This window comes from Wolbachia endosymbiont of Atemnus politus, from assembly GCF_013309895.1.
In genome coordinates this window covers 1-4,208 of record NZ_JAAXCS010000111.1, presented here as the reverse complement: position 1 = coordinate 4,208, position 4,208 = coordinate 1, and the positions used below count along the sequence as shown (strand labels likewise).

The 4,208-nt window shown below is 34.9% G+C and carries 4 protein-coding genes; 2 read left to right on the top strand and 2 right to left on the bottom strand.

The genetic code is table 11. The features are described from left to right. Window positions 1-48 precede the first annotated feature (48 nt). Both HET73_RS06280 and HET73_RS06275 read right to left on the bottom strand, forming a co-directional pair. On the bottom strand, window positions 49-894 hold the full coding sequence (locus tag HET73_RS06280) for a DNA polymerase III subunit delta' (RefSeq protein ID WP_174134208.1): 846 nt from the start codon (window positions 892-894) through the stop codon (window positions 49-51). Beyond that, window positions 872-1,492, bottom strand: a complete 621-nt coding sequence (locus HET73_RS06275) for an L-threonylcarbamoyladenylate synthase (RefSeq protein WP_174134207.1) — start codon at window positions 1,490-1,492, stop codon at window positions 872-874. The genes HET73_RS06280 and HET73_RS06275 overlap by 23 nt, the downstream gene beginning before the upstream one ends. Window positions 1,493-1,772: 280 nt before the next feature. Here HET73_RS06275 and yajC point away from each other — a divergent pair, with 280 nt between their 5' ends. Together yajC and glmS are read left to right on the top strand one after the other, a co-directional pair. Continuing rightward, the gene (gene yajC, locus HET73_RS06270; RefSeq protein WP_174134206.1) at window positions 1,773-2,216 is read left to right on the top strand and encodes a preprotein translocase subunit YajC; all 444 of its coding nucleotides are present in this window, start codon (window positions 1,773-1,775) and stop codon (window positions 2,214-2,216) included. 24 nt (window positions 2,217-2,240) lie between these two features. Continuing rightward, on the top strand, window positions 2,241-4,061 hold the full coding sequence (gene glmS, locus HET73_RS06265) for a glutamine--fructose-6-phosphate transaminase (isomerizing) (RefSeq protein ID WP_174134205.1): 1,821 nt from the start codon (window positions 2,241-2,243) through the stop codon (window positions 4,059-4,061). The last annotated feature ends 147 nt before the right edge of the window (window positions 4,062-4,208 follow it).

The following is a 4,208-nucleotide window of genomic DNA, read 5'->3' as shown; positions in this document are numbered from 1 at the left end:
CTATTTCATTATATCTCACTATTTTAAATTGGCTATCTTACACTACCTCTACCAATTTGGAAAGAAGTCTAATGATGTTATGATATTAATCACATTAGCTAAAACATGCTTTTTATCTAAGTGGAGTTGTCTGGCGGCAACAAAAAGTTCATCTATTTTTTTCCACTGACCTAGTAGAACTTTAACATCATTTACCGCTCTTTTTATGCTCTCCAAAATGAAGGCCTGAATTATATATGATGCTAGTTCTAGTTCGATTTCGCTATTAATTACCTTATTGATAACGTCAGAATCTTTGAAGTTGTGAAGGAATTTATAAAAGCACCTGTATGATTCATAAGTATCACTACTTATTACATTTATTATCATTCCTGGCATTCCAGGAAATAAAGTAATGATTTCATCAAATGTTTGGTCGTCAAATTCGCATTGAGATGAAACAATTTGCTTTGTTTCATCATGAGTCAGTGGCAGTAAACTCAACTGTAAGCACCTACACTTAATAGTAGTTTGTATATTATATGGCTTATGGCTAATTATGAGTATTTTAGAGTTTTTTGGCGGTTCTTCTAATATTTTTAATATTGCGTTTCTAGCGTTGTTCGTCATTGCTTCTAAACTATCTATTATAGCGATCTTGTATTCCGATTGAATAGGACTTAAATGCAGAAAATTTTTCATTTCTCTCACCTTTTCTACTCCTATTGTATCACCTCCAACAATGTGTAGGTCCAACGCTACTTCATCATAGTTTTTTATAAGAAACCAATTAGAAAAGGATTTTGCGAGTGTTGCTTTTCCTATACCTTTTTTGCCACAAATCAGCCAAGATTGAACAGATAAGTTGTTCATTAATTTGTTTTTGGCTTGATCATGACCTATCACTTTTTTCATTCTTCTTCCTATAGACCTCTGCCTGAAAGCATACCATTTGAAATGAAACCACACCCTCCCTTACAACTTTAATCTTATCTTGAGTTAAGTCAATAATAGTAGATTCTATACCAGAAACTAATTCATCATCTTCAGCCACCACAGATAAGTGTCGTTTGATAGATTTAGGTATATCGTCTGCTTTGCACACACTTTTTTCTCCCGAAACATTGATACTAGTTGCAACTATTGGAGTTCTCAGCCCATTTAGTATTGAAATCGCAATAGGATGATCAGGAATTCTTATGCCTATACTACCTTTAAAGAATTCATTCGGTAGTATGTCATTATTTTTAAGCGGTAAAATGTAGGTGATTGGTCCAGGAGAAAAGTGATTTATTAAACTAATATATTTTTCCTCTAGCTTTGCTATTTTTGTCAAATTGTAAACATCATTAACAAAGATAGATAATGGTTTATTTTGAGAACGCTTCTTTACCTGATATATTTTCTTTATAGCTCCACTATCTAGCGCACTACAAGCAAGAGCATAAACCGTTTCTGTTGGAAAACATACTAGCAAGTTGTTCTGTATTGCATTTATTATTTCAGATATCATATAGCACTTACATTCAAGTATTAAAGAGGTTTACGTAACCACTTCGATGCTAACCCTTTTTCCGGCATGTTTTTTTTCGACAATTCAATGGCTATTTTATAATGAATTTTGTCAGTAACCACTAAATTTTTATGAGCACCCTATTGTCAGCTGCTTGAATAGTATACAAGAAGTTTCTTATCTTTTACAAAGAGTATCATTTCTTTCATCAAACTTGACATGAAATAGTATTATAATTAATACTTAAGCAAGTTTTTATCGTTAATAATTAGGATTAGATATGTTCATTTCTGAAGTTTTTGCAGCAGATGCAGCTAGCAACGCATCAAGTGTTGGTGCATCCTTTGCAAGTTTTGTTCCATTGATTTTAGTATCTGTGGTAATTTATTTTTTTATTATCCGTCCAAACCACAAAAGATTAAAAGAACATAGAAAGATGATAGATCAGGTAAAACGCGGTGATACAGTTATTACCTCTGGTGGAATAATAGGTGAGGTTAACAAAGTTGATGAAGCAAATGCACAGTTTGTAATAGAAATAGCGCCAAAAATTGAGATAAAAGTTCTCAAATCTGCTATATCTGAAGTTTTAAACAAAGAAGCTCAAAAAGTAGTAGCCAAACCAGCTGAAAAGGGCAAATTTGAGAAGGAAGACAAAAAGAATAAAAGTCAGTCAGATAAAAGGGAAAAGGGAAAAGACAGTAAAGATAAAAATGCTTCATAACTCTAGAAAAAGGTTCACTTGGTTGTGTGTGGAATATTTGGAGCAGTAAGTGATGGCGATTCGGTGATACCAACTTTGTTGACCGGATTACGGAGATTGGAATATAGGGGATATGACTCTTCGGGTATAGCGATTATAAACGATGAAGGTAAGATAGAAGTTAAAAAATCAGAAGGTAGAGTTGAAAGGTTATGTGAGGTTATTGGCAACAGCAAGATGTCTAGCAGTACAGTTGGCATAGCACATACTCGTTGGGCTACACATGGAGTTCCAGGCCTTAAAAATGCTCATCCTATTTATACTAATAACGTTGTTGTTGCTCATAACGGCATAATTGAGAATTACAGTCTGCTAAAAAAAGAGCTAGAAGAAAGGGGAATGCTGTTTCATACTGACACCGACACGGAGGTCATACCAAATATGCTCACCATATATCTTAATGAGGGACTGTCACCTGTTGATTCTCTATTTAAATGTTTAAGCAATTTGCATGGCTCGTTCGCTTTAGTCTTATTATTTGCAGAATATCCAGATACTTTGTTTGTCGCAAAAAGAAATTTACCTTTGGTAATAGGTTATAACTGTAATACCGTATTTGCTGCATCTGATTCGAATACTTTAGGTGCACTGGTAGAAAAGATATCGCATCTGGAAGATGATGATGTTGCAGTGATAAAGTTTAGCAGAGTTACTATATATAACAATGGCGCACAAGTTGAACGCAGCGTAGAAAGTAACAGCCCAAGCAATTTTTTAATTAGTAAAAATGGCTACTCTAGCTTCATGCTAAAAGAGATTTTCGAGCAACCTTGTACATTAAATAAAACAATAAATCAATTTTATAAAAAGTATACAGAGGTAATATCTGCCAACAAAAAATTATTTTCTAAGCTGAGTCACATTACTATAGTTGGATGTGGGTCATCTTATTTTGCTGGACTAGTAGCGAAATATTGGTTGGAAGGTATTGCTCAAGTTCGAGTATATCTGGAAATCTCATCGGAATTTAGGTATAGCAACATAAGATTAGAAGAAGGAAGCTTGGGATTATTCATATCTCAATCTGGCGAAACTGCAGATACCATGAAAGCGCTACGCTATGCGAAGTCACAGAAGCAAACGGTCATTAGCATAACTAACACGTTTAACAGCAGCATTGAAAAAATCTCAGATATTGTGTTACATACTCTTGCTGGACCAGAAATTGGTGTTGCTTCGACAAAAACCTTTTCTGCACAGCTTGCAATTTTAGCATGCTTTGCCTTAGAGCTTGCAAAAATAAAAGGTACATTGGATGAACAGAGAATAAAGCAGCTAAGCAATGCTATTAACTCTATTCCCGAGTATGTTGAGCATGTTTTAAATGTGATGAAGGTGCAACACATATCAGACAGTATACTGGAACATAGCAGCATTATTTTAATCGGCAGAGGAAGCTCATATGGAGTTGCAATGGAAGGTGCATTAAAGATAAAGGAGCTTTCATACATTAATACCATTGGCATTGCAGCAGGAGAGATGAAACACGGTTCAATTGCGCTGATAGATTCATCTGTACTTGTTGTAGCAATTATTCCATATGACAATTTATTTTTTAAAACACTGTCCAATATACAAGAAATTATCGCAAGAAAAGGCAAAGTGGTAGCGTTTAGTGACAAGCAAGGATTGCCATACTTAAGAGGGATTTGTACAGATGTGGTGCAACTACCAGATGTTGATAGTTTTATCTCTCCGATCATCTATAGCGTTGCTATGCAATTCCTTGCTTACTTCACTGCGGTAAAAAAAGGGTTAGATGCCGATTGTCCAAGAAATTTAGCTAAGTCTGTTACGGTTGAGTAGTTCACAACTGTATGAACATTGCAATTTCCGGATCCCAGTGCCCTTTATCTTGTCATCCCTGTAAAGGTTACGTAATTCGTTGACAAAAGTTTTGCAAAAAATTCGATGGCACAAGACCGTTAAGACCTAAGACCTGCTGCAAAAGGT